The sequence below is a fragment of the Kineococcus gurbantunggutensis genome, assembly GCF_050871925.1.
Taxonomy (GTDB): domain Bacteria; phylum Actinomycetota; class Actinomycetes; order Actinomycetales; family Kineococcaceae; genus Kineococcus.
Genome location: NZ_JBJLSG010000266.1, coordinates 1 through 3962 on the forward strand (window position 1 = coordinate 1; position 3962 = coordinate 3962).

A 3962-nucleotide genomic window follows, 5' to 3' on the forward strand; every position below is an offset into this window, starting at 1 on the left:
CCACCAGGGGAGTGGGTGGGGGGGGGCGGGGGGCGCCCCCCCCCCCCCCCCCCCCCACAGCGCCCTCTCGGCCGGGGGGCGCGCCTGCCCGGGGGCGCGCCTGCACGCGTGTCCTGGCGGTGCCGCCGGTACCGCCGGTGCCGCCGGTGCCGCCTCGAGCCCATTGGGCTCACCCGCCTTGCCCGTGGGCCCGTCAGGTGAGCGGGCACGCACCGAGCGCAGCGCTCTGCTGGGCTACCTGGTGGGCGACACCGCTGGAGGGGGGTGACACCGCTGGGGTCACACGCTGCGAGAGGCCCTGGCAGGCCCTGCAGCGGCTCGTGGCTGGGGAGCTCGGCGAGCCCGGTGGCTGGCGTGGAGCTGCTCTGGTGCCGGTCCACCCCGCTCTGCGCGCTCGTGTCTGGCCCGCTGCGCTCTTGCCGCCTGCTGGTACCCGCTGTCGGTGCGCTGGCTGCCCGCGTGCCGTTCGCAGCGATCGCGGCTCCGTGAGCAGGTGCCGGTGCCGGTGCTGGTGCATCGTCTTGCGCGCTGACCGCTCCTGCAGCGCTACTGGCGCACCGACCTGCTCGCCGGCGGCCTGAAGGGCTGAAGGGCCGAGTAGGGTCGGGACGGAACTTCCGGTAGCAGTGCAGCACACCCTCGCGTGGTGGTGAGCGCTCCGGCGCGACAGCGCCGCACGCTCACCGGCGTCGCACGAGCAGCGGGTGTCTCACCCAGCAAGCGCTTCTGCACGCTCAGCGGTAAGCCGATGATTCCGGCGACCACCTACGCCCTCGTGCTCGAGGCCGTGCAGGCGCTCGCTGACCGTCCGCGCGGCCCGCGGTGTTCAGGTGGTGTGGTTGGCCCGCCTGGAGCGCCCCGCGGTCCTGAGCGGCTTGCCTTGCCATGCCCGGGGGCTGTCCTGCTTCGATATCGACCTCGCCGACGCGGCGCGCTCGGTGGTGGAGCACCTGGCGATGCTGGGGCGCCGCTGCACCGGTCTGCTCAGCGCCTGTTCGACCCACCGGGGCAGGTCACGCTGTCACTGGCTCGTGCTGCACACCCCTGCCAGTCCGGTCCTCGCGCCGGCCCTTCACTTCCGTCCTCCTCGGCCCTGCCGCCACGGCAGCACCGGTTTGCGAGCAGTGCTCCGCCAGACGCACGGCGCGCTCTGCCGGCGCAGCAGGAGCAGTCGGGGTGTGGAGCGTGCAGATCCGGTGCGGTGGGCCGGCACGCGGTGCGGGTACTTGCTGCCGGCGCGCATCGGCTGGATCGCCAAGGCGATCGGGGCGGTACCGCACGGGGCGAGCACGCAGCCCAGCAGCCATCCGGGCCCTCGCCGGGTGTCGGCGTCGGTGTCGAACAGCACGGTGCCCGGCCCGAACAAGGGGAAGAACACCCCGGCGCCGACACCGGCCTCGGGCCGCCCGAACTGCTCCTGGGCGTCCACGGCCGCGGCGTGGGGTGCCGGTCCGCTGCTGGCGCGCCAGCGCTTCGAGCGCCTCGCGGCGGGTTGAGGCGGTGAGCGCTGGATGCGCGTGGTGCGCCACGTCACCACGCGCGTACGGATCGTCCATGCGGACACCTCAAACCCCCATTCTGGCGCCCAGCGGGACCTCCTAACGTCGAGCACGTGCTCATCGGGGAGTCGACCACGCCACCGCACGGCCTGCCGCGGGAGTCAGCGGGAGTCAGAGGACCTGCGCTGGGGGCGGGACGGTGCGTGGGAGGTCCCTCAGAGCGGCACCAGCTGCCTTCGGCATCGTGGTGATCGACCTGCACCGCCGAGCTGAACGCTGCCTGCCTGCCACGAGGGTGCCGAGTCACCGGGTGCAGACCTGCACCGCCGGTGCTCACCGTGCACGCACCCGTTGCGCACCCCCCACAGCGGTGGACCCCGAACCATCACCACCGCACCCGGGGCGACCTTGAGGTTCCCGGTGCGCCCGGCGCCCGGCTGCCGGTACACCTCGTTCCCTGACTCCACACTGGACGGTCTTCAGAGAGGAAGGCTCGTGAGAAACCTACGAACCGTGCTGACGGCAGCACCCGTCGCACTGGCGCTCCTGGCCGCACTGCCCGCACCTGCAGCGGTGGCCGGCGAGCACCGCGAAGCACCGCCGGCGGTGGCCGATGCGAGCTTCGAGAACAGCAGCAGGGCCTGGCGCACCGATGGCGAGAAGGGAACCGCCGCCCTGGCCGGCCCCGGCCGCACCGGTGCCGCCGCGCTGCTGCACTCCTCGCGCACCGAGCGTGCGACGAGCACCTACCAGGTGATCAGGAACGTGCCGGACGGGTACTACGACCTGACGGGGTGGACGACGAGCACCGGCGGCCAGCAGCAGGCGGTGCTCTTCGCGGCCAGCGCCAGCGGTGCCGAGGCGCGCACCGCACTGCCGGTGTCCACGCAGTGGACCCGCGTGGTCGTGCGCGGCGTGCACGTGCAGGGCGGTGAGCTCACCCTGGGTCTGCGCACCTCGGGCAGCAGTGGGCAGGTCGCCAAGCTGGACGACGTCAGCTTGACCGCGGGCCGGCCCTACCAGTTCCTCAAGGGCGCGGACATCACCCAGACCAACTACGTGGAGAGCAAGGGGGGCACCTACCGGGACGCCGGCGGTCAGCAGAAGGATCCCCTGCTGATCCTGGCCGAGCAGGGCGTCAACCTCGTCCGCCTTCGCCTGTACAACGGCACCGGCCCCGAGCACCCGCGCATCGGCCACCCCGGCGACTACCTGCCCGAGGGCTTCCAGGACGAGCAGGACGTGCTGGACCTGGCCCGCCGTGCCCACCGCTACGGCATGCAGATCCAGCTGACCTTCCACTACAGCGACTACTGGAGCAACGGCGCCATCCAGGACATCCCTAAGGACTGGCGCGATGTCACCTCCCTGCCGCAGCAGCAGGCGGTCGACAAGCTCGAGGCCTACGTCTCGCAGTACACCAGCGCCTTCCTGCGCAAGATGCAGCAGCAGGGCACCCCGCCCTCGTTCGTCTCGCTCGGCAACGAGATGCAGAGCGGCATCCTCTTCCCCTACGGGCAGGCGTGGGGTGGCACCGAGGGCAACCTCGCACGCTTCCTGACCGCCGGCTACGACGCGGTGAAGTCCGTGGTGCCCGAGGCGCAGGTCGTGCTGCACCTGCACGAGGCGACCAACGAGGAGCTGTACCGGTGGTTTTTCGGCCTCATGGACGACCACCACGTGCCGTACGACGTCATCGGTTCTTCCTACTACCCCTTCTGGACGCAGGAGGACGTGCCCGCCGCGGCGACCTTCTTCGCCGAGATGAGCGCCGAGCTCGGCAAGCCCTTCCTGGTGATGGAGACCGGCGTCAACTGGAACCCGCTCACCCACGACGGCGTCGAGGGGCAGCTGACCGACCAGGGGCCCGTCCCGTACGCCGAGACGCCGCAGGGCCAGCGCGACTTCATGCTCGAGCTGTTCGCCGCGCTCAAGGCCGTTCCCGACGGCGCCGTCCTCGGCGACATCTACTGGGACCCGATGATGATCCCGGCCCCTGGAGTGGGCTGGCAGGAGGGCGGCGACAACGTCGTCAGCAACACGACCCTGTTCGACTTCGACGGGCGCGCGCTGCCGGTCTTCCAGGCCTACCGGGACAACACCGAAGGGTACGGCGGTGCTGACGTCACCGGGCGCATCACCACCAGAACGGGCTCGCCGGTCGCCGGAGCCACGGTCTCCATCAGCACCGCGGGCAGGACGTGGACGGTCCGCACCGATGACCTGGGCTACTACTGGCTCGACGAGGTGGTGCCCGGCAGGCACAAGGTGCTGGTGCGCAGCGCCGGCATCCGCGAGCAGCGGGTGGGCTCCGTGCACGCCGTACCCGGGGCCGTGGTTCAGCTGGACGCCACGATCGGCCGGCGACAGTGAGGGTGCTGCGGCAGCCGGCTCGCCGGCTGCGCGGGTGAGGTGAGCCCCGTGAGGTGAGCGTTCGCACCCTGAGGCCGGCTCGAGCCGGCC

General features: G+C 71.9%; 2 protein-coding genes. One reads left to right on the forward strand and one right to left on the reverse strand.

The features are described 5' to 3' along the window. Nucleotides 1-1072: 1072 nt before the first annotated feature. Nucleotides 1073-1429, reverse strand: coding sequence for a hypothetical protein (locus ACRYR7_RS24705; protein WP_432574987.1), 357 nt, complete (start codon nucleotides 1427-1429; stop codon nucleotides 1073-1075). 583 nt (nucleotides 1430-2012) lie between these two features. Between ACRYR7_RS24705 and ACRYR7_RS24710 the strand changes: the two genes are divergently transcribed. Then, a complete protein-coding gene (locus ACRYR7_RS24710; protein WP_432574989.1) occupies nucleotides 2013-3872 on the forward strand; it encodes a glycosyl hydrolase 53 family protein in 1860 nt (619 codons plus the stop codon). Nucleotides 3873-3962: the final 90 nt, after the last annotated feature.